This is a genomic window from Massilia sp. BHUDP2 (assembly GCF_046236355.1).
GTDB lineage: Bacteria > Pseudomonadota > Gammaproteobacteria > Burkholderiales > Burkholderiaceae_D > Telluria > Telluria varians.
The window spans coordinates 684,330-706,579 of the sequence record NZ_JBJUVW010000001.1; the positions used below are offsets into that span (position 1 = coordinate 684,330).

The window sequence follows — 22,250 nt, forward strand, 5'->3', positions numbered from 1 at the left end:
CACCCCTTGGTTCTGGAAGCGTTTCCATGCATGAGCATTCCCCGCGCCGGCGCCAGCTGCTCGGCGGCGCCCTGGCCCTGCCGCTGGCCGGCATGGGCACGAGCGCCAGCGCAGCGCCGGCGCCCCGGCCGCTGCAGGTCGGCGGCCTGCCGGTCACCTGCAACCTGACGCTGCCGATCGCCTGCAAGGCGCGCGCCGTCAACGACGGCAAGCCGGATGCACACTTCACCGCTTTCGAATACAACAAGTTCTCGGGCTGGCCGGAGATCAAGGAATCCCTGATGACGGGCCGCATCCAGGCGGCCTACATGCTGGCACCCCTGGTCATGGACCTGACCGACTGGCGCATCCCGCTGAAGATCGTCTCGCTCGGGCACCGCTCGGGCGCCGTGATCATGGTGCGCACCGATTCGCCCTACCGCAAGTTCTCCGACCTGCGCGGCAAAAGCATCGCGATCCCGAGCCGTTTCGCCGTCGACTACCTGTTCCTGCGCAGGATGCTGGCGCGCGAGGGCATGTCGGCCAAGGACGTGCAGATCATCGAGATGGCGCCGCCCGACATGCCGGCCGCGCTGTATGCCGGCGCCGTGGACGGCTACTGCACCGGCGAGCCTTTCGGCGCCGCGGCCCAGCGCGCCGGCTATGCGCGCCCGCTGTCGATGACGCGCAACGAGTGGCGCAACTACATCTGCTGCGTGCTGACCGTGCGCGAGGAACTCATCCGGACCGACCGTCCGCTGGTGCAGGACCTGGTGAACTACGTGCAGGCCGCCGGCAACTGGCTCGACGCCGGGCCCGCCAACCGCGACAAGGCCGCCTTGATCGCGTCGAACCGCAAGTTCTTCAACCAGGACCCCAACATCATCCGCTTCGTCATGCAGAACCCGAGCGACCGCGTGACCTACGGCGACCTGCGCATGCTGCGTGCCGAATTCGACGAGCTGATGCAGCTCTCGGTGCAGGCCGGCACGCTCAAGCGGCCGGTACGCTACGAGCAGTACGTGGACGAGAGTTTTGTCAGGAACATCCGACCGGTGAAGGTGGCCTTGTGAAGCGCGTCCTGCTCGCAGCCTTGCTGCTGTGCGCCGCAGCCGTCCAGGCGGCGCCGGCCCTCAAGTCCGGTACCTTCTCGCCGGCGCGTGTAGCTCCGGAAATCGCCCAGAAGGCTGCCGACGGCAGCGACTTCCGCCTGTCCGCGCTGCGCGGCAAGGTGGTGGTGCTGGAGTTCGGCTTCACCCATTGCCCGGCCGTGTGCCCGGCCTCGCTGGCCATGCTGGCCCAGGCGCGCCAGAAACTGGGGCCGCATGCCGACCGGCTGCAGGTGGTGTTCATCTCGGTCGACCCGGAACGCGACACGCCGGCGCGCCTCAAATCCTACCTGGCCCAGTTCGACAAGGATTTCATCGGCCTGACCGGCACGCCCGAACAGATGGCGGCGATCCGCAAGGACTACGGCATCACGGCCACCAAGTTCGCCGCTCCCGCAGGGCAGAGCGGCTACCAGATGGGACACTCGTCCTACCTCTATTTCATCGACAAGAAAGGCATGCTGCGCGCGCTGATGCCCTTCGGCCGTCCGGCCGACGAGATGGTGCACGACGTGAACGTGCTGGCGGCCGAGTAGATGAAGGCGCGTATCGGTATCGCCCTGATCGTGGCCTTGCTGGCGGGGGGCTTCGCCTGGGCCGCGTTCGCCCCCTTGCAGGCGTCCTCGCGCGACCAGCTGTTCGAGATCCCGAAGGGCACCTGGGAGCGCCGCATGAAGGGCGACAAGACCAGCGTCCTGCCGGAGCGCATCACGCTCACCCTGGGCGTGCGCGACGTGCTCCTGCTGCGCAACAACGACACGGTGCCGCAGGTCTTCGGCCCGGTCCTGATCATGCCGGGCCAGGACTTCCGCCTGCCGTTCGCACAGCTTGGGGAGCACCCCTTCGACTGTACCGCGCACGCCAGCGGCACGATGACGGTCGTGGTCGACCCGGCGCCCGCCGCCGGCCTGGCGCGCCTGAAGTGGCGCCTAGACTCCCTCCTGAACCGCAATGGGTAAGCAATGGATAGACTGAACAGGATATGGCCTCCGCTTCTCGTGATCGCCGCCATCGTGGCGATCTGGTGGATCGTGGTCGAGCAAAGCGGCAGCCTGATCTTCCCAACCCCGGGACAGGTGGCGGCCGGCACCATGGAGCTGGCGCGCAACGGCACGCTGTGGGAGCACATCGGCGCCTCGCTGCTGCGGGTGGCCACCGGCTTCCTGATCGCGGTGCTGGTCGCGCTGCCGCTCGGCCTGTGGGTGGGCCGCGTCGATGCGGCCTACCGCACACTCAACCCGGTATTCCAGATCCTGCGCCCGATCTCGCCAATCGCCTGGATCCCGATCGCGATCCTGTGGTTCGGCGTGGGCGACATGGCGCCGGTCTTCCTGATCTTCCTGGCCTCGGTGTTCCCGATGATCCTGCAGACCGCCGCCGGCGTGCACGCCATCGACGGGCGCTACCTGCGCGCGGCCGAGAACTTCGGCGTGCCGCGCGCCAAGCTGTACCGCCAGGTGATCGTGCCGGCCGTGCTGCCTGAGATCCTCACCGGCATGCGCATCGGCCTCGGAGTCGCCTGGCTGGTGGTGGTGGCCGCCGAGATGATCGTGCGCAGCTCGGGACTGGGCTACCTGATCATGGATTCGCGCAATGCCGGCAACCGCTACGACCTGGTGGTGGCGGCGATGATCATCATCGGCCTGATCGGCCTGGGCCTGGACGTCCTGATGCGCCGGCTCGAAGGACTCAGGGGAGTGAGGTGGCGTTATGGACGCTAGGACGACAAAGATCGAGATTCGCGGCCTGAAGCGCAGCTTCAAGGCCCTGCAAGTGGTGGGCGGCATCGACCTGGCGGTGGCGCCGGGAGAATTCGTGGCCATCGTCGGCCCGTCCGGCTGCGGCAAGTCCACCCTCATGAAGCTGCTGGCCGGCTTCGAGCATCCGGACAGCGGCGCCGTCAGCATCGACGGCGTGCCGGTGACCCGGCCCTCGCCGAACGCCATCGTCATCTCGCAGCACGGTTCGGTGTTCCCCTGGCTGACGGTGCGCGAGAACCTGATGTTCGGCCTGTCCGGCAAGGACAATCCGGCCAAGGTGGCCACCGCCGACCACTACGCCGAGATGGTGGGCTTGAAGGGCTTCGAGAAGTCCTACCCGCACGAGCTGTCGGGCGGCATGTTGAAGCGCGTGGAAATCGCGCGGGCGCTGGCGGTGAAACCCGACATCCTGCTGATGGACGAGCCTTTCTCGGCGCTCGACGCGCTGACGGCGCTGAAGATGCGTAACGAACTGCTGCGCGTGCTGCGCGAAGAACGCCACACGGTCATCCTGATCACGCACGACGTCGAAGAGGCGATCTACCTGGCCGACCGGGTGGTGGTGCTGTCGCCGCGCCCGACGACGATCCAGTCGGTGTTCCCGATCGCGCAGCCGCATCCGCGCAAGGTGTCGCAACCCGAACTGCAGCAGACCAAGGACGCGATCCTGGCGCAGCTCGGCTTGTAGCCCGCCGGCAGCATCAAGGGTCGGCGTCAGCGCGTCAGGGGCACGCGTCAGAGCGCGTCAGGGTCAGGTCTGACATTCGGACACGAACCCTGCTGTTACTGCTATTACTGCTGTTACTTTAATGGGCCAACTTGGGCCAGTGGCCGGCAATACATATTTATGGTCGAGGCCGTGTCTGAATGTCAGACCTGACCCCGGGGGGAGAAGTTATTTGTCTCAGTCTCTTGCCGTACGCCACTCCTGCCGCTTGGCAGGCTCCTCGGGCGCCGGGCAATTGGTCAGCCTGATCTTGCCGTGCATCTCGATCATCTCGACGTTGGTCGCTGGTGAGCGCTCGGTGATGCAATAGGTGCGGCGGCCGGTAATCACGCGCGTGCGGCGCGCGCCATCGCCGGTGTTGTTCACCAGTTCCTCCACCTTCGGCGCTTCCCACAGGCGCGGCGGCGCCAGTGCATGGGCCTGCTCCATGTCCCTGCGCATGCGCAGCTCCGGGCTGTCCGGCGGGGCGATGATGAGCGGCTTGTTCTCCTTGCGCAGTGCGCGGTCGATGCTGCCGACGCTGCGCCGTGCGTTCTCCAGGATGCTGGCGGCGTTCGGCCTGGCGGGCGTTTCTGGCGCATCCTCGACAATGGCGGCGGGTGCTTCTGCCGGTGCGGAAGGCGCCGGCAGGGCCGCGGGGGGCGCGGAGCGGGCAGGGCGGCCGGCCGCTTGAGGCTGCGGCTGGGGCGCCGCGTCAGGCGGCGCCTCTGGTGCCGGCTCCGGCGCCAGGGGCGGCAATTCGATCCACTGCATCGACGGGCTTTCCGCTTCGGCCTCCGGCGGCGGCAGCGTGCGCGCCACCTGCCAGCCCAGGACCAGGGCCGCGTGGACCAGTACGGTGGCCAGGATGCCGCCCAGGCGGCGATCGCTCGTCATCGGCATGCGGGGCGGGAATGCAGGGGAAAGCGGGAAGCTGGCCATAGCTGGGCAGTATAGCGAAGCTGGCCTGACGGAAAGTCACCAATTTTTTCTGCCAGCGCCGAGATGTGCGTCGCCCGCACAATGCTTCTGCTAAGGTTTGACTGGACAATACTGCAGAGGAGCCGGCAATGGAACGATACCTGATCGTTTACCGCGGATCGACCGTCGACGAGTCGGAAGGCCCGCAGCACGACCCGCAGCGCTGGGCCAGCTGGTTCGACGCGCTCGGCGCCGCGCTGGTGGACCGCGGCGCACTGTCGCACAGCAGCGTCGAGGTGCCGAGCCGCCTGCGCGGCCCGAAACTCAATAGCGCCTCGCTGTCGGGCTATTCGGTCATCGCGGCCGCCGACTTCAACGCGGCGGTCGAGTTGGCCGAACAATGCCCGATCTTCGACGAGAAGGGCTCGGTGGAGATCGCCCGCCTGCGGGATATGGGCGGCTGACGGGCAAATGCACGCAGGCGTAGGGGCGATCTGTACATTGGATCGCATCACGCTCTGCGCTTGCTTCAGAGAACCAAGCGTTCGTACAGCACGTCCCCGATCCAGAGAACGGCCTTTAGGCCGAGAAACACGCAGAATCCGAACTCGAACGCATCGTACTTGGGGCGCATCGCGATGCCGCGTTGTACGAAACCGGCATGCGCTTGCCGGAACAGATGGCGCACGACCATCCACCACAGGATCGTCTGTGGCAGATAGGGCAGCCATTGCGAAACAAGATCCGGCGGGGAGTTGAACAGGAAATATAGCCAGACAGCGCTCAACGGAATAAACCAGTGCGCGAGGCGCCTTTGCAACGCGGGTTCGTGCAAGGTGCTTAAATCCCGATTGGCAAGGTATAACAGCGCCAGCGGGCCGCCGAAGAATCCGGCGACCGCCAGGCCGCCGATGCTGAAGATCTCGGGCGGATCCGGCTCGTCCCGTTCCGGTACAGGCGCAGTCGTGACGCTGTGTTCATGGCTCATGTGTTCCCCACCTGATCCAGGATTTACTCGGCGACGAACACCACTGCCGTACGCGGCGGCACCGTGAAGCTGCCGCTCGCGCTGTCGAAGCTTGCCTGGGCGGCACGCTTGTCGGCGGCGCCGGCAGCCGTATGCACCGGGTGCAGCTTGAGGCGCTTGCCGCGCAAGGCTTCGCCGCTCACCGTGTGCGCCACCTTGTCCACGTTCACCAGGTAGCTCAGGCCGGCGAACTTCGCGCCCGGATAGCCCTTGCCGTCGATCCAGGCCGCCAGCACGGTCGCCTCCTGCTGCGGTCCGGTATTGAAGAAGCGCAGGCGCTGCACGATATCCTCGGTCGAGCGCAGGCGGAACAAGGTCGAGCTGGCGCGGATCGCCAGCAGGTCGCGGAAGGCGTCGCGGGCAAAGGCGATGTCGGCGGGCGCCGGCTTGATCGCCGCGGCCTTGGCCAGGAAGGGCTTGAGCAGCGGCCAGTCCTTGCCGTTGTCGTCGCTTTGCGGCAGGCCGGTGCCGAAGTAGTTGTCCTGGTAGCTCCAGTCGATGCGGTTGAACCAGTCGCCGGAATTGAAGCTGTTCTTGTCCAGCGACTTCGAGCGCAGCGTGTCGATGCCGGCATGGTAGTAGGCCACGCCCTGGCTGAAGGCATTGATCGCCATGCCCAGCACCTGCACGCGGGCGCGCTCGGCGGGGCTGGTCTCCACCGGCAGTTTCAGCACGTTGATGTCGAACAGCGTCTGGTTGTCGTGATTCTCGACGTAGTTGACCACTTCGCCCGGCTGGCTCGCATAGCCGGCCGGCTGGTTGCCGTAGGCGATGTCTTCCAGCTTGCGCAGCTTGCCTTCGAAGGTCTGGAAGGCAAACGGGCGCACCGAACCGGCCAGGCCGACGCGGATCATGTCGGCCGCGCGCAGCAGGTCGACCTGTTTATGCTCGCCGCCGAGTGCATTCTGGTCATAGACCAGGCCATTGATGTAGCCCTGGCGGCGCACCATCGCCTCGCCCGAGTCGCCGGCCGAGCCGCCGCGCACGGCGTCGCGCGCGCGGTCGCTGAAGGTGCCGATGCCGGAGCCGTTCAGCGACAGCTGCGAGGCCTGCACGAAGCGGGCGCCGTCGGCGACCTCGCCGAAGTTCCAGCCTTCGCCGATCAGTTCCACGTGCCGCCCCGCGGCCTTGTTCACGCGCTTCTGCAGGCGCTCCATCGCTGCGCGCGGCTGGTGGCCCATCAGGTCGAAGCGGAAGGAATCGATCTTGTAGTGGCGGGTCCACAGCTCGGCCGAGTCGATCATCAGCCTGGCCATCATCATGTTTTCGGTGGCCGTGTTGTCGCAGCAGGTCGAACGCTCGATGGCGCCGACGGCATTCAGGCGGTGGTAGTAGCCCGGCACCACGCGGTCCAGCACCGATTTGTCGTTCTGGCCGGCGATGAAGGTGTGGTTGTAGACCACGTCGGTACCGACGCGCAGGCCGGCCCGGTGCAGGTCCATCACCATCTGGCGGAACTCGAGGATGCGGCGCGCGCCGTCCGACGGGTCGCTGGCGTAGCTGCCTTCCAGGGCGTTGTAGTGGTAGGGGTCGTAGCCCCAGTTGAAGCAGTCGGTATCGGCGGTCTTGCGGGTCAGGGCCTGCTGGCTCTCGCTGTCCGGGGCGCCGTTTGGGGCGGGCACGGCGCAGTCCTTTTCCGGCACCGTGCCGAGGTCATACACCGGCAGCAGGTGGATGTCGGTCAGGCCGGCCCTGGCCAGCGCCTTCAGGTGGCGCATGCCGTTCGAATTCGCTTCGCCGAAAGCGGTGTACTTGCCGCGTTTCTCCGCCGGGACGCTCGGGTCGTTGATCGAGAAATCGCGCACGTGCAGCTCGTAGATGACCATGTCGGTCTGGGCCTTGACCGTGTTCGGCGCGCGGGTGGCGTCCCAGCCTTTCGGCTTGAGGTTTGCCGCGCCCAGGTCGGCGATGTAGCTGCGCTTGGAGTCGGTGGTGAGGCTGACGGAATAGGGATCGGTGACGAGGTTGCGCACCAGGCCCATGCCGTCGACGGCCACGTCCACCGCATAGCGGTAATAGCTGCCCGAGAGGTCGCGCGCGACGTACGCATTCCAGGCGCCGGTGCGCGCATCGAAGGCCATCTCGTGCACGGCGGTCGCCTTGCCGCTGCCGCTGTCATAGGTGCAGACGGCGGCGCCCTGCGCGGTCGGCGCCCACAGGCGGAAAGCCGTGCGTCCCTTCCTCGGCGTGGCGCCGAGCTCGGGCAGCTCGCCCGCCGCCGCGTACAGGTCGTCGAGCGCGCCGGCGGCCTGGATGCGCGTGGCCGCGCGTACCGTGCCGTCCGCGGCTTCCTGCACCAGCACCAGCTGGCCGCGGTGCAGGTCCTTCAGGCGCGCCAGGTCTTGCGCGCGCACCGACAGCACCGGGCCGGCCCCGACCCACTTGAAGCGGACCGGCAGCCTGGCCGTGGAGGCCTCGAGCGCCAGCGCGCCGTCTGCGCCTGTCACCTTGGCGCCGGGTGTGGCGACGATCGCGGCCGTGCCCGAATGGTAGAGGCGGAAGGTCGATCCGGCTTCGGCGCCGGGCCAGGTCAGGAGGCGCCGGTCGAGCCAGACGGCGCGGGCGTCGAGCGTGGCGCTCGACGCGTGCAGGACCTGCTGGAACGACGGATCGTCGCAGGTGGCGAGGGGAACCGCGGCGTGGGCGGACGAGGCGAGGGCTGCCGCGGCGAGCGCGGCGTAATGGAGTCGGGTCATCGTGGCGAAGAAGTAGGTGGAACAGGGCGGGCGCAGGTAAACCGCGCCCGCCCGCGGGGCATCGCGTCAGGCGCGATAGTGGTCGACCATCTTGTAGCGCTTGGCGTACAGGCCGAAGGCCAGCGCCGCCAGCATGGCGAAGCCGGCGAAGAAATACATCTGGAAGGCGATCACGCCCACGCCCGAGTTCTCGATGTGCGCGATGACCGCCTCGTTCTTCACGCCTGCGTTCACGATCAGGACCCACAGGTTGCCGACGGTGACCGCGAGGTACCACAGGGCCATGATCACGCCTTTCATCGACGCCGGGGCCTGGCTGTAGGCGAACTCGAGGCCGGTGGCCGACACCAGCACCTCGCCCAGGGTCAGCAGGGCATAGGGCAGGATCTGCCACGCGATCGACACCGTATCGCCCGCATCGAGCTGCACTTGCAGGTTGCCGACCACGATCCAGGCCAGCGCCGAGAAGACGATGCCGGCGGTCATGCGGCGCAGGGCAGTCGGCAGCAGGCCCATCTTGTTCAGCAGCGGGAACAGCACCAGATTGTTGAACGGGATGAGCAGCATGACCAGCAGCGGGTTCAGGGCCTGCATCTGGGCCGGAATGACTTCGAAGGTCCAGCCCAGCAGGCTGACTTCGGTGGACATCGTATTGGCCTGCACGATCCAGGTGGAGGCTTTCTGGTCGAACAGCGACCAGAACGGGGTCACCAGGGCGAATACGATCAAGATGCGCAGCACGGCGCGTACGCCGTCCACGGCGGCATCCGGGTGCACGCCGCGCGCGCGGTCGAGCTGCATCGAGGCCCCGGTGCCGACGAAGGCGATCACGACCACCAGCGCCAGGCAGAGCGCGATCACGGGACCCATGCTTGACCACAGCCCCAACGCGGCCACGGCGCCGACGATGCCGAGACCGGCGACGAACAGGCCGGGACGGCCGGCGCCGGGCTGCTTTGCCAGCAGGGCAGTGCGCACCACTCGCAGGAAGGAATGCGGATCGGCGGGCGCCGGCGGCACGTGCACGTACTTCTTCTTGCCGCTCCACAGCACCATGGTCGCGATGAACATCAGGATGCCCGGCACGCCGAAGGCCACCGACGGGCCGTAGTCCTTCAGGAGGATCGGCATCAGCAGCGAGGCGAAGAAGGAACCGAAGTTGATGATCCAGTAGAAGGCGTCGAACACCACCTTCGCCTTGTCCTTGTTGGTCTTGTCGAACTGGTCGCCCACGAAGGACGCGACCAGCGGCTTGATGCCGCCCGAGCCGAAGGCGATCAGGAACAGGCCGAAATAGAAGCCGCTGACGCTGTGCTCGAAGATGGCCAGGCAGGCGTGGCCGGCGCAATAGATCAGGCTGAACCAGAAGATGGTGTTGTACTTGCCGAAGTAGCGGTCGGCCAGCCAGCCGCCCAGCAGCGGGAAGAAGTACACACCCATCATGAAGGTGTGGAACACGTGCTTGGCTTCGCCGGCGCGATTCTCCTCGGCCACGAACAGCAGCAGCGTCGAGATCAGGAAGGGCGTCAGGATGTTGCGCATCCCGTAGAAGCTGAAGCGCTCGCAGCCTTCGTTGGCAATGATGTAGGGAATCTGCCGCGGCATGCGCCCGGTGCTCTTTACTTCGCTTTTTGCTTCGGTGACTGGAGAAGTCATGGCTACCTCGGAAAATCGCAACAGACGCGATCCTATGCCGAGGCTGAGTTACTTTGCAATAAAAATATGGTTGTGAAACATTGCAGATACAAATGACGCGTAGTTTAGCTACTTCGATATCGATGCACGGAAATGACGTTTTATCATAAGTCGTTGAATATAAAGGATTATGGTGCTTGGCTTGCGCCCATTATCCAATTGTAAAGTTGTAGCCGATCCTGTATATTCCCTAGAATTCCGATCATCCCTGACGAGCCAGCCATGACCCAGATCTCGACGACCGCCAACCCGAACTGGTGGAAAGAAGCCATCATCTACCAGGTCTATCCGCGCAGCTACCTCGACACCAATGGCGACGGCGTGGGCGACCTGGCCGGCATCACCGACAAGCTCGACTACATCGCGAGCCTGGGCGTGGACATCGTCTGGCTGTCGCCCTTCTTCACATCCCCGATGAAGGACTTCGGCTACGACATCGCCGACTACTGCGACGTCGATCCGCTGTTCGGCACCCTGGCCGACTTCGACAAGCTGATCGCCAGGGCGCACAGCCTGGGCCTGAAGATCATGATCGACCAGGTGATGTCGCACACCGCCGACACCCACCCCTGGTTCGTCGAGAGCCGCAAGAGCCGCGACAACCCGAAGTCGGACTGGTACGTGTGGGCCGACCCGCTCCCGGACGGCTGCCCGCCGAACAACTGGCTGTCGGTGTTCGGCGGCTCGGCCTGGCAATGGGATACCCGCCGCAAGCAGTACTACATGCACAACTTCCTGGTCAGCCAGCCGCAGCTGAACTTCCACAACCCGGAAGTGCAGCAGGCCCACCTGGACGCACAGCGCTTCTGGCTCGAGCGCGGCGTGGACGGCGTGCGCATGGACGCCTGCGTGTTCCACTTCCATGACCGCGAGCTGCGCAGCAACCCGCCGGCCCTGGTGCGCGACACGTCCACCGTGACCGACGTGAACCCCTACGGCATGCAGGCCCACGTCTACGACAAGACCCAGCCGGAGAACATCGCCTTCCTGCAGCGCGTGCGCGCCCAGCTGAACGAGTTCGGCGCAGTGTCGATCGGCGAAGTCAGCTCGGACGACGCGCTGGCCCAGATGGCCGAGTACACCGAAGGCGGCGACAAGCTGCACATGGCCTACAGCTTCAACCTGCTCACGCCGGAATTCACGGCGGCCCACATCCGCAAGCAGGTCGAGGACTTCAAGGAACGCGTCAAGGACGGCTGGGCCTCCTGGTCCGTCGGCAACCACGACGCCATCCGCGTCGTCACCCGCTGGGGCGGCGCGCCAGGCCAGAATGCCGGTCCGGCGCTGGCCAAGCTGGTGCTGGCGATGCAGCTCTCGCTCAAGGGCACCCCTTGCCTGTACCAGGGCGACGAGCTGGCCCTGAGCGAGGCCGATGTGCCCTTCGAACTGCTGCAGGACCCGTACGGCATCACCTTCTGGCCCGAGTTCAAGGGCCGCGACGGTTGCCGCACCCCGATGCCCTGGACGAGCGAGGCGCCGAACGCCGGCTTCACGGCCGGCAAGCCCTGGTTGCCGGTGGCCGAGCCGCACCTGGCCAACAGCGTCGAACGGCAGGACCAGGACCCGGACTCGATGCTGAACTTCCAGCGCCGCTTCATCGCCTGGCGCAAGACGATGCCGCAGCTGACCCGCGGCGACATCGTCTTCTTCGACGCGCCGGAGCCGGTGCTGGCCCTGCGCCGCGACGTGGAAGGGATGGACAGCGTACTGGCCGCCTTCAACCTGTCCGATCGTGAAGTGAGCTTCGACTGGCCGGCCAGCAGCGCCGCGCAGCCGCTCGATACGCACGGCCTGCCGGGCCAGGCAGCCGGCGGCAAGGTCAGCCTGCCGCCCTACGGCGCCTGGTTCGGCAGCATCGCAGCGGGCGCGGGCAAATAATGGGCAGCCAGCAGGAAGCTGGAACCTTCTCGGAAAAATCGGCGCGCACGGCCTTCGCCGACGGACCGCGCCTGCTGGCCGACATCGGCGCGACCCACGCCCGCTTCGCGCTGCAGACCGCGCCCGGCGTGTTCACCGCCGTGCGGGTGCTGCTGTGCGAGGACTTCGACGGCATCGTTTCGCTGCTGCGCTACTACCTGAAGGACCACGCCGACATGCGTTTGCATCATGCGGCGCTGGCGGTGGCCAACCCGATCAGCGGCGATTTCGTCCGCATGACCAACCGCGACTGGCAGTTCTCGACCGACGCGGTGCGGCGCGAGCTGGGCCTGACGACGCTCCTGATCGTCAACGACTTCACCGCGCTGGCGATGGCGATTCCCGGCCTGACCCGCGGCGACCTGATGCAGGTGGGACAGGGCGCGCCGGCGCCGAACGCCGTGATCGGCGTGCTGGGTCCGGGCACCGGCCTGGGCGTGTCGGGCGTGATCCCGACCGCCGACGGTTTCGTCACCCTCGGCAGCGAGGGCGGCCACGTCAACTTCGCGCCCGGTGACGAACGCGAGTTCGCCATCCTGCAGACCGCCTGGAAGGAATGGCCGCACGTCTCGAACGAGCGCCTGATCTCTGGACCGGGCATGGAAATCATCCACCGCGCGCTGGCGGCGCGCAACGGCGTCGCGGCCCCGGCGCGCAAGGCGGCCGAGATCGTCAACAGCGCGCTGGACGAGCAGGACCCGCTGTGCCTGGAGGTGCTGGAGTGCTTCTGCGGCATGCTGGGCGCGGCTGCGGCCAACCTGGCGGTGACGCTGGGCGCCTTCGGGGGCATCTTCATCGGCGGCGGCATCGTGCCGCGCATGGGCGAATGGTTCGCCGGCTCGCCCTTCCGCGCCCGCTTCGAAGCCAAGGGACGCTTTTCCAGCTACCTGGCCGACATCCCGACCTACGTCATCACCACGCCGCATCCGGCCCTGCATGGCGTGGCGACCATCCTGGCCGAGCACCTGCGCGGGCGCAGCGGCGCCAATACGCTGATGGAGCGCGTCCAGCAGCTGCGCCACAGCCTGAGCCCGGCCGAGCAGCGGGTCGCCAGCCTGGTGCTGGAGCAGCCGCGCCTGGTGCTGAACGAGCCGATCGCCGAGATCGCACGCCTGGCCGACGTGAGCCAGCCGACCGTGATCCGTTTCTGCCGCTCGCTCGGCTTCCAGGGCCTGGCCGACTTCAAGCTCAAGTTCGCGAGCAGCCTGACCGGCTCGATCCCGGTGCGCCACAGCCAGGTGCGCATCAGCGACAGCACCCACGACCTGTCGGCCAAGGTGATCGACAACACGGTGTCGGCGATCCTGCGCTTCCGCGACCAGCTGGACGTGCGCGCACTCGACCGCGCCATCGAACTGGTGAGCCGGGCGCGCCGCGTCGAGTTCTTCGCGATGGGGAATTCGCGCGCGGTGGCGCTGGACGGGCAGCACAAGTTCTTCCGCTTTCGCATCCCGACTTCGCTGTACGGCGACTCGCACCTGTTCCAGCTCGCGGCCGAGCTGCTGCAGCCGGGCGACGTCGTCATCGCGGTATCGAATTCGGGCAGCATCACCGAGCTGCTGGGCGCGGTGGACACCGCCCGCGCCGCCGGCGCCGACGTGATCGCCATCAGCAACAGCCAGTCGCCGCTGGCACGCAAGGCGACGGTGTGCCTGGCGGTGGACCATGCCGAGGACAGCACCAGCTTCCTGTCGATGATCTCGCGCATCCTGCAGCTGCTCCTGATCGACATCCTCGCGGTGGGCATTTCGGTGGACGGCCAGCATGGCGAAGCCCACGACGGCGAGGCGCGCAGGCTCCTGATCTCGCACCTGGACAGCTGATCCGTCCGGGTTTACGGGCTGCGCGCGCCCGGCGCCTCAAGGGTAGGGCGTATAGGCAAAGCCGTCCGTCATCACGCCCACCAGCGCCGCCTTGTTCTCGGCGCTTTCGCTGAAGCCCACCAGCACGTCGGCCACCGTCAGCGTCTTCGCGTCCAGCAATCCGGTCCACCAGTCGATGCCGGCCTTTTCGCCCGGGCGCTGCAGCACGTTCTGGTAGAAGCGCGTGACGATCTCGAGGTTGGTCGGCGCGGCGCCGTACAGGTCCTTGAACTCCTTCGAGGCGACGAAGCCTTCGGCGACGCTCTCGAGCGTGGTGCCGAGGTCCATGGCGTTCATCCAGTATCCCAGGCCGCCCAGGTCCGGCGTGCGCGCGAACGCCGCCTGGTAGACGCGGTAAGCCTGCCCGCCGGTGCCTTCGATGTCGAGGGCGACGGCGGCGTCGCCGAACACCAGGCGTTCGATGTTGACGAGCGTGTCGGTGACGCCGCCGCTGCTGACGCTGAAGCCATCGGACGTCTTCTTGACGCTGTAGTCGGCGCGCTTGCCGCCATACACCATCTTGTCCAGTCCGGCGCCACCGTCGGCGCTGTCGGCGCCCCGGCCGTTGTGGATGGTTTCGCTGGCGGCGCCGCCCACCACCTTGCCGCCGTTGTCGCCGAAGCGGTAGACGTGGCTGGCACCGATGCGGTCCGGCGCGGTGTTCAGGAGCACCGAGAAGCCGGCGGCGGTGGCTTCCACCAGGTCCGGCTTGCCGTCCCCATTGATGTCCATCGATACCACGTGCTGGTTCGGCGTGCCGTTCCAGCCGAGCGTGAACTTGCCGGTGCCGTCATTGACGAGGACGTGCGAGGAGGAGGCATTCATGCCGTCCACCAGGATGTCCTGGAAGCCGTCGCCGTTGAAGTCGATGGCGGTGGCGGACAGGTACCAGGATGTGTCCTTGCCGGGGGTCTGCGACTGCGGCAGGCGCAGGCCGGTCTCGTCGCGGAAGCGGCCGTTGCCTTCGTTGACGAGCAGCTGCAGGTAGGGCAGCTTGTAGAACTCGTCGTGGCTGCCGTCGTTGGTCAGGCTGAGCATCAGGTCCGGCAGGGCGTCGCCGTTCAGGTCGATGGTCTCGATGCCGATCACGGTTTCGCTGAAGCCTCCCGGCCGCGGCAGGGCCAGCGGCGTGCTGTTGGCGAAGCTGCCCTTGCCGTCGTTGAGCAGGACGAGGCTAGGACTGGGGTTGGGTTTCCAGGTGCCCAGCACGATGTCGTCCCAGCCATCGCCGTTCAGGTCGCGCAGCATGGACCAGGTATTGCCCGGGTCATAACCGGCGGGGCGCAGGCTGGCCGGCAGCAGCGATTGGGTGGGGGTGAAGCGTCCGGCGCCGTCGTTGATCAGGATCTGGTTCCCGTTGCCGGTAGTGTCGTGCAGCGCGTTGACCAGGATGTCGAGATGGCCGTCGCGGTTGATGTCGCCGAGTGCGGTGCCATGGTTCTGCTTCAGTCCCTGGGGCAGGGTGGCGCTGGCGTTTTCCAGCAGGCCGGTCGCCTTGTTCGACAGGAACAGCGAATTCTGTCCGCCCGGGAAGGGTGGCTTGTCGAGGCCGAAATCGGGCGTGAAGATGTCGGTGATGCCGTCCTTGTTGAAGTCGCCCGCGAAGATGCGCGGCACGTAGTTCACGTGGGGAATGCCGCCCTTGAACAGGCCCGCGGTCTTGTCGGTGAACCCGCCCTTGCCGTCGCCGACCAGGATCTGCAGCGGAACGGCCGTTTCGCCCAGGTCGCCCCGGGTACGGGTGACCAGCAGGTCGCCGATGCCGTCGCCATTGAAGTCGCCGGCGCGCAGCTGGTTCACGTGATGCATCTCGAAGGACGCCACCGTGGCCTGCTGGCGCAGGAAGCCGGTGCTGTCGTCGAACATGTCGCGCGTGTACTGCGCATAGTTGCCGTCCGGGCCCAGCAGCTGGATGCTGTTGACGCCCTGCAGCGTGTCGGTGCCGGTCTTGTAGGGCGCTTGCTTGACGGCCGTGAAGGTATCGGTGGCGCGCGCGTAGCTGATCTTGATCTCGGACGGCTTGAATTCCCAGTATTTGACGGTGTCCTGCCCGCCGCCGCCGCTCACGCGGTCGGAACCGCCGCTGAGCCAGAATTCCTCGCTGGCGCCGCTGCCGGTGATCTCGTCGCTGTGGCTGGAATCCTGGATCGTGCGGATATTGATCAGGGTATCGACCGTGCCGTAGCCGTCCTGGGCGATGCCGGTGGCCAGGTTGACCTTGATGCCGGCCGGCGCCCCCCAGTAGGCGACCCCGGCCCAGGGCTGCAGGGCGGTGATGGTGTCGTTGCCCTGCTCGCCAACCGCGGTGCCGCTGGAAATGACGATGGTGTCGTCGCCCTTGCCGCCGAAAATATTGGAGCCGGCTGGAATCCCGAGCTTGTCCTGATCGATGGAGTCGTTAGCGTCGGTGCCGCGATAGTCTGCCATGGTTATGTAAGCGTGTTTGAAACCAGCCATTGGAATTGCTTTGGCACAAAAAGTCAACGAACCGGGAACAGTTGTTGCGTTTTAGCAATTCGCAGGAAGGGAGGCGCGGCTGCGCGTCGCCGGGCCAGGACGGTGCTGTTGCGGCGCGGCCTAATCAGCGCTCTTGAGCTGGACGCGCTCGATGTTGCGGCGCCATTCCTGCAGGCTCAGGACGCTATCGGTCTCGGGATCGTCCACCAGGATCTCGTCGCCCTGCTGTGACACCAGGAAGCTCTCGCGGCGCCGTACGTCGTTGGCGCGGTTCTCCACGAAGCTGAGCTGGTAGTACCTTTTGCCGTTGATCTCGCGCGGCGCCGGGTCGTCCTCGATCACCGCCCCATGCGCCTTGCCCTTCGAGCGCTTTTCGATCTGCGCCGACCAGGTCTTCAGTTCCGGCACCGCGAGCAGGGCTTCCATGGCCTGTTCCCGGCTGCGCGCCGGCGCTTCCTTGACCACAGCCGCCGGCGCGGGCTTCGGCTCCTCGCGCTCGGCACGCTTGCAGCCGGCGGCGGCCAGCGCGACGGCAAGGGCGGCCAGCAGGGGCAAGGAAGGATGGATTGCAGCGCGTCTCGACATGGGGTGCCTCACAGGGTGGAGCGGGAAGTTTACACCCTGTGTATTTTGTCAGCAACAAATCACTCCTCCAGGGCGCCGTTGGCGCGCAGCGTGCGGGCGAGGTAGCTGGCGACCGCGGGAGACGGCCCAGGGGCCGTCGGGCCGCCGAGGTGGCGGTGCAGCATCCGCAGCAGCAGGTGCATCTGCGCCTCGCGCGCCACCGGGTTGCGCGCGTTGTGTCCCTCGCTTGGGTCGACCAGCGGGCTGACCGGCTTGCCCAGTTCCTGCAGGCGCGCCGCGTAGTCGGCAACCGCTTCCACCTCGACCTTGTCGTCCTTCGCGCCGGCCACCAGCAGCAGCGGCGCGCGCCGGCCTGCGCCGGCGTGGCGCAGACAGGATGTCGCATGATCGGGTCCTTTCAGGCGGCGGCGGGAATGGGCGCGCCTTCTGCTTCGACGGCAGCGGTGCTTGCAGGGATGGCGCGCGGCGCCAGCACCCACAGGGCGGCTGCGCAAGGTGGCCCCAGCACCAGGGCGGCCACGGTCCAGGCCAGCCGGTAGCGCATGGGCTGTTGTGGTCCGCCACTGCGGCGCAGGCGCCATGCCGCCAGTGCGGCGGACAGCAGGGCCGCGGCCAGTGCCGCCGCGACCACGGCCGGCGGGCGCGCCTGGACCGGCGTTCCGGGCGCATCCTCGATCAGGCCCCTGTCGAGCAGGCGTTCGGGCAGCGTCATCACCGCGTTGGCCACCGGCGACAGCCACCAGTCCTTGTGCTCGAACAGCAGCGGGTAGTCGTGCCCGACGAGGCGCGATGCAACCGGCGTCGCGTGGCCGGCGGCATCGACGAACAGCACCTGCTGGCGCGAGCCGGTCTCGCCGTTCACCATGCGGCGGCCGAAGTTAAAGGAGAGCAGGGTGCCGTCGAGCAGGCGCGCGACGTCGACCCGGTTGAGGTCCCCGAAGGGGCCGGGCAGGGGCACGCTGTACGCTTCTTCCAGCGGCGCCTGCGCACTAGCCTGGCGGCGGAAGGCGATCAGGCGCTGGTTGGTCAGCACGAAGGGCTGGCGGCCGGCTTCCTGCACGCCGCCGGTCATCGTCTCGGCGCCGCTCACGGTGAACAGCGTGGGGGCGCGGCCGGATTCGGCGTCGATCCCGAACAGCCGCTGCTGCGTCATGAAGGATTTGATCACGATGAGCGGCGGCGAATCGAAGGGGCGCAGGTCGCCCATCCCGCCCATGCCGAACCAGCCGCGCGGCGCATCGGTATGCATATCGCGTCCTTCGTACAGCATGCGGTCGTGGTTGAAGGTCCACGCGATGTTGCGCTTCGCGTCGCGCCATTGCGTCGCGTCGAGGTTGGCGATCGCGCCGCGCACCGGGTGCGCGCGCCCCTGGGGTTCGACCTTGCCCACTTCGAGCAGCGCCAGCTGGCGGCGCCAATGCGCGGCGCGCGGGTCGCTGGAAAGCGCCAAGGCGCGCTGCAGGTTGTCGCCGCCGGGGGAGCGCACCAGTTTCCTGTAGCCGCCGGCGGGCGCCACCTTGCTGTTGAGCGGATTCACGCCCAGCAGCATCTGGCCGACCTGGAACACGGTCGAGCCGCCCCACAGCATGAGCAGCTAGAAGCCGAGCACCAGCGGGATGGCGCTTGCCAGGTGTGCGCCAGCGCCGGCCGGCGGCCCGGTGTGGTCCGGCCGGAAGGCGGTGTAGGCCAGCGCCGCCATCGATGCCAGGCCGATCATGGCCGGCACCAGCAGTGCGGCGCCGGAGGCCAGGTGCAGGACCAGCACGTTGGGTACGAACAGCACCACGAAGGCGCTGCGGCGTCCGCACAGCACCAGGTAGCAGCCGGCCAGCCAGGCGGTGTAGCTTGCCAGCAGCAGGTGCAGCGGGATCAGGTAGTGGCGCGTGTCGATGGTGTCGCCGGTGAAGTAGTCGGTGCCGGCCACCGCCAGCAGGGCCGGGAGCCCGACGGCGACGCCCAGGAGGACCAGCGACGCCAGGGCCAGCGCGCCGAAGATGCGGCCACGGGCCAATGGGCGGTGCATCAGCCACAGCCAGCGGCTGGGCTGGCGGTAGCCGCTGAACTGGACCACGGCAAAGGCAAGCCCCATGGCGGCGATGGCCAGGAACATGATCATCTGTACCTGCCAGCGCTGCTGCAGCGGGTCGGCCATGCGGATGGCCAGCTGCAGCAACACCAGCAGCACGGCGGCCGCGATCAGCGCCAGGTTGCGGAAGCGCCGGCACTCGCTCAGGAAGAGTTCTTTCATATGGGGACTTTCAGGCTGCTGCGGACAGGAGGTTGGCGCCGGCATGGCCGCGCGTGAGGAAGCCGTTGACGGCGCGGTCCAGGCTCACCGGCATCTGCTGCGCGGTGCGCGCGCCCATCAGGCGCAGGCGGTGGCCGAAATCGATGCCGCCGTCGAACACCACCAGGTGGGTCAGGCCGTCGATGACGCGCATCTCGAGCACGCCGGGCAGGTGCGCCGCTTCGGGCTGGCGGAACGGGAAGTCGGCGATCCACAGGCTGACCCGCTCGCAAAAGTCGCCGGGCGCCGACATGTGGCGCAGCACGCCGCGCTCGAGGATGACGAGGTTGTCGGCGACGCGCTCGATCTCTTCCATCTGGTGCGAGCAGTAGACCACCGTGGCGCCGTCGTCCAGGCTGGTCTGCAACAGGGCGTCGAGAAAGGCGCGCTTGGCCACCACGTCCAGGCCGAGCGTGGGCTCGTCGAGGATCAGCAACTCCGGCCCCTGCGCCAGGGCGAGGGCCAGGCTCACGCCGGCGCGCTCGCCGCGCGACAGCTCGCTGATCCGCTGGCGGTCGGCCACGTTGAAGTTGGCCAGGACCTGGCGATAGCGCTCCTGGTTCCACAGTGGGTACAGGCGCCGCTGCATGTGCGCCAGTTCCTGCACCCGCATCCAGGCGGGCAGGGTGTGCTCTTCGTTGACGAAGCCGATGCGCGCGCGCAGGGCCGGGGTGAGGGCGCGGCTGTCGCAGCCCAGCACGGCGGCCGAGCCGCTGTCGGCGCAGGCAAAGCCGAGCAGTACGCGGAACAGGGTCGACTTGCCGGCGCCGTTGGCGCCGACGATGGCGTGCACGCCGCCGCGCGGCAGGTCCAGGCTCAGCTTGTCGAGGGCCTGCTTGCCCTTGTAGGACAGGCACAGCTTGTCGGTACGGATGACGAGGTCGTTCATTTTATGTTCTCTTTCAGGCGACTTTGCGCGGCAGGCAGGCTGCCAGTTCACCGGCGACGCGGTCGAGGATGTCGGAATCGCTGTAGCCGAGGCCGATGACGTCGCCGGTGAAGCGGTCCACCGCCTCGCCCAGGCGGCGTTCGCGCTCGGCGTCCGACAGCAGCTGGCGCGGCTGCAGCACGAACAGGCCGAGGCCCGCGCGCGATTCCACCCAGCCTTCCAGGGTCAGTTCGCCGTAGGCCTTGGCCACGGTGTTGGGGTTGATCGACAACTGCTGGGCCAGGCCGCGCACGCTGGGAAGGAGAGCGCCGACCTCCAGCTCGCCGCTGGCGATCAGGCGGCGCACGCCGTCGACGATCTGGCGGTTGATCGGCCGGGTGTCGCCGGTGGCGATGTTCAGCATCAAGGGTGTTCGGCGGCTCATGGTGGCTCCTAGCTGTACTATTACACGCAGTACAGTAGATCCGGGGCGCCGTCTTGTCAATATATGCATGCGCAGGACGGCGCAGTCTATGCGCCAGCGATAAAGGGATCCGCGATTACCTGGCAGGTAATCGCCAGGCGCCGCGGCGGAGCGGATAGTTCAATCCACGCAACCCGGATAGGAGAAGAACATGCATGCGTATGCCGTCGGTCTGTTGAAGGACGTGGTGTTTGGACCGGACATCGTCAGTTACCTCGAACGGATCGACGCGACGATGAAGCCGTATCGGGGCCGCTTCCTGCTGCACGGCCAAGCGCCCGAGGTGCTGGAAGGCAGCCTGCCGGCGGACGTGGTGCTGATCGAGTTTCCCGACATCGAACATGCCCGCCGGTGGTATGTCTCGCCTGCCTACCAGGAGATCCTGCCGCTGCGGACGAGGAACGCGGCGAGCGTGGTGTTCCTGGTCGACGCTCTGCCGGAGGGGCATCTGGCGACCGATATCCTGCGGTAGGGACGTCGGCCGCGCCGACGGCAAGTCACTGCGCGTGCCCGGCTTCAGGATGCGGGCAATGCGACGGCTGTGCGCAGGAAGTCGAACATAGCTTTCATCCGTCCCAGGTAGCGGGTATCGGGATGGGCCAGCAGCCACAGGCCGATGTCCAGTTCCGGCAGCGGCCCGTCCAGCATGGTGACCTGCGGATGATCGCGCATCACCGCCAGCGGCACGACGCCGACGCCCAATCCGTTCACGACGGCGCCGGCAACCGCCAGCAGGTTGCCGACCTTGTGGCGCGGCAGGGCCTGGGGATGGCGCGCGCGGCGCCAGTGCTGGGACGGGTGGTCGGGCAGGCTGTCGTCCAGCGCGATCCAGTCCATCTCGCTGTAGTGCCTGCCTTGCGGCTGCCCGGCCAGGTAGCCGACGCCGCCATACACGGCCGAACGCATCGTGCCCAGCCGGATGCCGACCAGATGCTCGGGCGGCGCATTGGTGGCGCGGATGGCGATGTCGGCCTCGCGCTGGCTCAGGTTGACGAGCACGTTGGTGCTGGCCAGTTCGAGCCGGATGTCCGGGTAGCGCTCGGCAAAGCGCGCCAGCACCGGCAGCAGCACGGTATGCAGCAGCGTGTCGGTCAGGGTGATGCGCAGCACGCCGGAGGGCACGGTGGCCTGGTGGAAGGCCGCTTCGCGCGCCTCCTCGAGCTGGGTCTCGATCCGCTCCGCATGGCTGGCCAGCACGCGCCCGAGTTCCGTCGCCGTATAACCTTGGCGGCCGCGGTCGAACAGCAGCTCGCCGACATCGGCCTCGATGCGCTTGATGGCGCGGAACACGGTGGACGCATCCACCTTCAGCCGCTCGGCGGCGCCGGCCAGGGTGCGGCCGCGGTGCAGGGCCAGGATGGTTTCCAGGTCCTGGAGGCCGAGCTTCGATTGCAATTTTGCATACGATGGTTTCATGAGCGCCTATTTTATAGGCATTCCTGCAGCGATAGAGTGGGAACTCCTCAACCCACCTAGCAAGGAAGCCATCATGGACCACACTCTCCGCTCCCTCGTCCTGCTGCTGCGCCTGTCGATCGGCGCGCTCGCGCTCACGCTCGCCATGCTGACCGCGGCCGCGCTCGGCGTGCCCGCCTTCGCAGCGGACCTCGTCGCGCAAGGCATGCCAATACCCTTGAGCTGGCCAGCCGTGCTGCTTGAGTGCGTGCTTGCGCTGGCCGCATTCTTCCTGCACCGTCCTCCCCTGGGGTCAGGTCTGACATTCGGACACGGCCTCGACAATACATCAGCGCGCAATACCGTTTGATATCGCTTGTCTGCTCGTCCGTTCCGCTGATGACCCGCTTGCAGCGCCGTTCGTGAGCGATGCGTGCAGTACCGTACCGAGCCGGTGCGCCGACCTGTCATCCTGCCTGCATGATCAACTCATACGTGGAGA

The 22,250-nt window shown here is 67.2% G+C and carries 22 protein-coding genes; 10 read left to right on the top strand and 12 right to left on the bottom strand.

The window, feature by feature from the left end:
• Positions 1–26 precede the first annotated feature (26 nt).
• Genes ACK6C6_RS02950 through ACK6C6_RS02970 form a run of 5 tightly spaced genes read left to right on the top strand, consistent with a single transcriptional unit; the run spans position 27 to position 3,536 of the window.
• Positions 27–1,052 (top strand): ABC transporter substrate-binding protein, encoded by a 1,026-nt coding sequence (locus tag ACK6C6_RS02950; RefSeq protein ID WP_292039029.1) that lies wholly within the window; start codon positions 27–29, stop codon positions 1,050–1,052.
• Positions 1,049–1,624, top strand: coding sequence for an SCO family protein (locus ACK6C6_RS02955; RefSeq protein WP_409265816.1), 576 nt, complete (start codon positions 1,049–1,051; stop codon positions 1,622–1,624). The genes ACK6C6_RS02950 and ACK6C6_RS02955 overlap by 4 nt, the downstream gene beginning before the upstream one ends.
• Positions 1,625–2,047 carry a hypothetical protein gene (locus ACK6C6_RS02960; protein WP_409265818.1) on the top strand — a complete coding sequence of 141 codons (423 nt, stop codon included), beginning with the start codon at positions 1,625–1,627 and terminating at the stop codon, positions 2,045–2,047. It abuts the gene before it with no gap.
• 3 nt (positions 2,048–2,050) lie between these two features.
• Positions 2,051–2,809, top strand: a complete 759-nt coding sequence (locus ACK6C6_RS02965; protein ID WP_036214468.1) for an ABC transporter permease — start codon at positions 2,051–2,053, stop codon at positions 2,807–2,809.
• The gene (locus tag ACK6C6_RS02970) at positions 2,799–3,536 is read left to right on the top strand and encodes an ABC transporter ATP-binding protein (protein WP_409265819.1); all 738 of its coding nucleotides are present in this window, start codon (positions 2,799–2,801) and stop codon (positions 3,534–3,536) included. Before ACK6C6_RS02965 ends, ACK6C6_RS02970 begins: the two co-directional genes overlap by 11 nt.
• 216 nt (positions 3,537–3,752) lie before the next feature.
• Here ACK6C6_RS02970 and ACK6C6_RS02975 read toward each other — a convergent pair whose 3' ends face one another.
• Positions 3,753–4,451, bottom strand: a complete 699-nt coding sequence (locus ACK6C6_RS02975) for a hypothetical protein (RefSeq protein WP_409265821.1) — start codon at positions 4,449–4,451, stop codon at positions 3,753–3,755.
• A gap of 173 nt (positions 4,452–4,624) precedes the next feature.
• On the opposite strand from ACK6C6_RS02975, the gene ACK6C6_RS02980 reads away from it, so the two are divergent.
• Entirely contained in the window at positions 4,625–4,939 is a 315-nt protein-coding gene (locus tag ACK6C6_RS02980; protein WP_409265822.1) for a hypothetical protein, read from the top strand.
• A 65-nt stretch (positions 4,940–5,004) separates the two neighbouring features.
• Here ACK6C6_RS02980 and ACK6C6_RS02985 read toward each other — a convergent pair whose 3' ends face one another.
• The 3 genes from ACK6C6_RS02985 to ACK6C6_RS02995 all read right to left on the bottom strand — a co-directional run bounded on the left by ACK6C6_RS02985 (position 5,005) and on the right by ACK6C6_RS02995 (position 9,803).
• Positions 5,005–5,463, bottom strand: coding sequence for a hypothetical protein (locus tag ACK6C6_RS02985; RefSeq protein WP_409265823.1), 459 nt, complete (start codon positions 5,461–5,463; stop codon positions 5,005–5,007).
• Positions 5,464–5,486: 23 nt separating this feature from the next.
• A complete protein-coding gene (locus ACK6C6_RS02990) occupies positions 5,487–8,198 on the bottom strand; it encodes an alpha-1,6-glucosidase domain-containing protein (RefSeq protein ID WP_409265825.1) in 2,712 nt (903 codons plus the stop codon).
• Positions 8,199–8,264: 66 nt separating this feature from the next.
• The gene (locus ACK6C6_RS02995) at positions 8,265–9,803 is read right to left on the bottom strand and encodes an oligopeptide:H+ symporter (protein WP_409267297.1); all 1,539 of its coding nucleotides are present in this window, start codon (positions 9,801–9,803) and stop codon (positions 8,265–8,267) included.
• A gap of 312 nt (positions 9,804–10,115) precedes the next feature.
• Here ACK6C6_RS02995 and ACK6C6_RS03000 point away from each other — a divergent pair, with 312 nt between their 5' ends.
• Both ACK6C6_RS03000 and ACK6C6_RS03005 read left to right on the top strand, forming a co-directional pair.
• A complete protein-coding gene (locus ACK6C6_RS03000) occupies positions 10,116–11,771 on the top strand; it encodes an alpha-amylase family glycosyl hydrolase (RefSeq protein ID WP_409265827.1) in 1,656 nt (551 codons plus the stop codon).
• Positions 11,771–13,633, top strand: a complete 1,863-nt coding sequence (locus tag ACK6C6_RS03005) for a glucokinase (protein ID WP_409265829.1) — start codon at positions 11,771–11,773, stop codon at positions 13,631–13,633. The genes ACK6C6_RS03000 and ACK6C6_RS03005 overlap by 1 nt, the downstream gene beginning before the upstream one ends.
• 36 nt (positions 13,634–13,669) lie before the next feature.
• On the opposite strand, the gene ACK6C6_RS03010 is transcribed toward ACK6C6_RS03005, so the two are convergent.
• From ACK6C6_RS03010 to ACK6C6_RS03040, 7 genes are all read right to left on the bottom strand, one after another.
• Positions 13,670–16,099 carry an FG-GAP-like repeat-containing protein gene (locus ACK6C6_RS03010; protein ID WP_409265831.1) on the bottom strand — a complete coding sequence of 810 codons (2,430 nt, stop codon included), beginning with the start codon at positions 16,097–16,099 and terminating at the stop codon, positions 13,670–13,672.
• 150 nt (positions 16,100–16,249) lie between these two features.
• Positions 16,250–16,714 (bottom strand): hypothetical protein, encoded by a 465-nt coding sequence (locus ACK6C6_RS03015; protein WP_409265833.1) that lies wholly within the window; start codon positions 16,712–16,714, stop codon positions 16,250–16,252.
• A 59-nt stretch (positions 16,715–16,773) separates the two neighbouring features.
• Positions 16,774–17,193, bottom strand: a complete 420-nt coding sequence (locus ACK6C6_RS03020; protein ID WP_409265834.1) for a prolyl oligopeptidase family serine peptidase — start codon at positions 17,191–17,193, stop codon at positions 16,774–16,776.
• The gene (locus ACK6C6_RS03025) at positions 17,112–18,302 is read right to left on the bottom strand and encodes a hypothetical protein (RefSeq protein ID WP_409265836.1); all 1,191 of its coding nucleotides are present in this window, start codon (positions 18,300–18,302) and stop codon (positions 17,112–17,114) included. Before ACK6C6_RS03025 ends, ACK6C6_RS03020 begins: the two co-directional genes overlap by 82 nt.
• Positions 18,303–18,308: 6 nt before the next feature.
• On the bottom strand, positions 18,309–18,962 hold the full coding sequence (locus tag ACK6C6_RS03030) for a hypothetical protein (RefSeq protein WP_409265837.1): 654 nt from the start codon (positions 18,960–18,962) through the stop codon (positions 18,309–18,311).
• 10 nt (positions 18,963–18,972) lie between these two features.
• Positions 18,973–19,890, bottom strand: a complete 918-nt coding sequence (locus tag ACK6C6_RS03035) for an ABC transporter ATP-binding protein (RefSeq protein ID WP_409265839.1) — start codon at positions 19,888–19,890, stop codon at positions 18,973–18,975.
• 13 nt (positions 19,891–19,903) lie between these two features.
• Complete coding sequence (locus ACK6C6_RS03040; RefSeq protein WP_409265840.1) at positions 19,904–20,314, bottom strand: GntR family transcriptional regulator; 411 nt, start codon at positions 20,312–20,314, stop codon at positions 19,904–19,906.
• Positions 20,315–20,504: 190 nt separating this feature from the next.
• On the opposite strand from ACK6C6_RS03040, the gene ACK6C6_RS03045 reads away from it, so the two are divergent.
• Entirely contained in the window at positions 20,505–20,825 is a 321-nt protein-coding gene (locus tag ACK6C6_RS03045) for a DUF1330 domain-containing protein (protein ID WP_409265841.1), read from the top strand.
• A 44-nt stretch (positions 20,826–20,869) separates the two neighbouring features.
• Here the strand turns inward: ACK6C6_RS03045 and ACK6C6_RS03050 are convergent, their stop codons facing one another.
• Positions 20,870–21,769: a LysR family transcriptional regulator gene (locus tag ACK6C6_RS03050; RefSeq protein ID WP_409265842.1), complete on the bottom strand. Its 900-nt coding sequence runs from the start codon at positions 21,767–21,769 to the stop codon at positions 20,870–20,872.
• Here ACK6C6_RS03050 and ACK6C6_RS03055 point away from each other — a divergent pair.
• The gene (locus ACK6C6_RS03055; protein ID WP_409265844.1) at positions 21,768–22,118 is read left to right on the top strand and encodes a hypothetical protein; all 351 of its coding nucleotides are present in this window, start codon (positions 21,768–21,770) and stop codon (positions 22,116–22,118) included. The two genes, ACK6C6_RS03050 and ACK6C6_RS03055, sit on opposite strands and share 2 nt — an antisense overlap.
• The last annotated feature ends 132 nt before the right edge of the window (positions 22,119–22,250 follow it).

Excerpts from the sequence above, each read along its gene's own strand:
- ACK6C6_RS02950 (WP_292039029.1), top strand. The coding sequence starts at position 27 with ATGCATGAGCATTCCCCGCGCCGGCGCCAGCTGCTCGGCGGCGCCCTG.
- ACK6C6_RS03010 (WP_409265831.1), bottom strand. The coding sequence starts at position 16,099 with ATGGCAGACTATCGCGGCACCGACGCTAACGACTCCATCGATCAGGAC.
- ACK6C6_RS03005 (WP_409265829.1), top strand. The coding sequence starts at position 11,771 with ATGGGCAGCCAGCAGGAAGCTGGAACCTTCTCGGAAAAATCGGCGCGC.
- ACK6C6_RS02980 (WP_409265822.1), top strand. The coding sequence starts at position 4,625 with ATGGAACGATACCTGATCGTTTACCGCGGATCGACCGTCGACGAGTCG.
- ACK6C6_RS03025 (WP_409265836.1), bottom strand. The coding sequence starts at position 18,302 with ATGCTGTGGGGCGGCTCGACCGTGTTCCAGGTCGGCCAGATGCTGCTG.
- ACK6C6_RS03055 (WP_409265844.1), top strand. The coding sequence starts at position 21,768 with ATGAGCGCCTATTTTATAGGCATTCCTGCAGCGATAGAGTGGGAACTC.
- ACK6C6_RS03040 (WP_409265840.1), bottom strand. The coding sequence starts at position 20,314 with ATGAGCCGCCGAACACCCTTGATGCTGAACATCGCCACCGGCGACACC.
- ACK6C6_RS02995 (WP_409267297.1), bottom strand. The coding sequence starts at position 9,803 with ATGCCGCGGCAGATTCCCTACATCATTGCCAACGAAGGCTGCGAGCGC.
- ACK6C6_RS02960 (WP_409265818.1), top strand. The coding sequence starts at position 1,625 with ATGAAGGCGCGTATCGGTATCGCCCTGATCGTGGCCTTGCTGGCGGGG.
- ACK6C6_RS03050 (WP_409265842.1), bottom strand. The coding sequence starts at position 21,769 with ATGAAACCATCGTATGCAAAATTGCAATCGAAGCTCGGCCTCCAGGAC.
- ACK6C6_RS03035 (WP_409265839.1), bottom strand. The coding sequence starts at position 19,890 with ATGAACGACCTCGTCATCCGTACCGACAAGCTGTGCCTGTCCTACAAG.
- ACK6C6_RS02985 (WP_409265823.1), bottom strand. The coding sequence starts at position 5,463 with ATGAGCCATGAACACAGCGTCACGACTGCGCCTGTACCGGAACGGGAC.
- ACK6C6_RS03015 (WP_409265833.1), bottom strand. The coding sequence starts at position 16,714 with ATGTCGAGACGCGCTGCAATCCATCCTTCCTTGCCCCTGCTGGCCGCC.
- ACK6C6_RS03045 (WP_409265841.1), top strand. The coding sequence starts at position 20,505 with ATGCATGCGTATGCCGTCGGTCTGTTGAAGGACGTGGTGTTTGGACCG.
- ACK6C6_RS02975 (WP_409265821.1), bottom strand. The coding sequence starts at position 4,451 with ATGACGAGCGATCGCCGCCTGGGCGGCATCCTGGCCACCGTACTGGTC.
- ACK6C6_RS03030 (WP_409265837.1), bottom strand. The coding sequence starts at position 18,962 with ATGAAAGAACTCTTCCTGAGCGAGTGCCGGCGCTTCCGCAACCTGGCG.
- ACK6C6_RS03000 (WP_409265827.1), top strand. The coding sequence starts at position 10,116 with ATGACCCAGATCTCGACGACCGCCAACCCGAACTGGTGGAAAGAAGCC.
- ACK6C6_RS02970 (WP_409265819.1), top strand. The coding sequence starts at position 2,799 with ATGGACGCTAGGACGACAAAGATCGAGATTCGCGGCCTGAAGCGCAGC.
- ACK6C6_RS02990 (WP_409265825.1), bottom strand. The coding sequence starts at position 8,198 with ATGACCCGACTCCATTACGCCGCGCTCGCCGCGGCAGCCCTCGCCTCG.
- ACK6C6_RS02965 (WP_036214468.1), top strand. The coding sequence starts at position 2,051 with ATGGATAGACTGAACAGGATATGGCCTCCGCTTCTCGTGATCGCCGCC.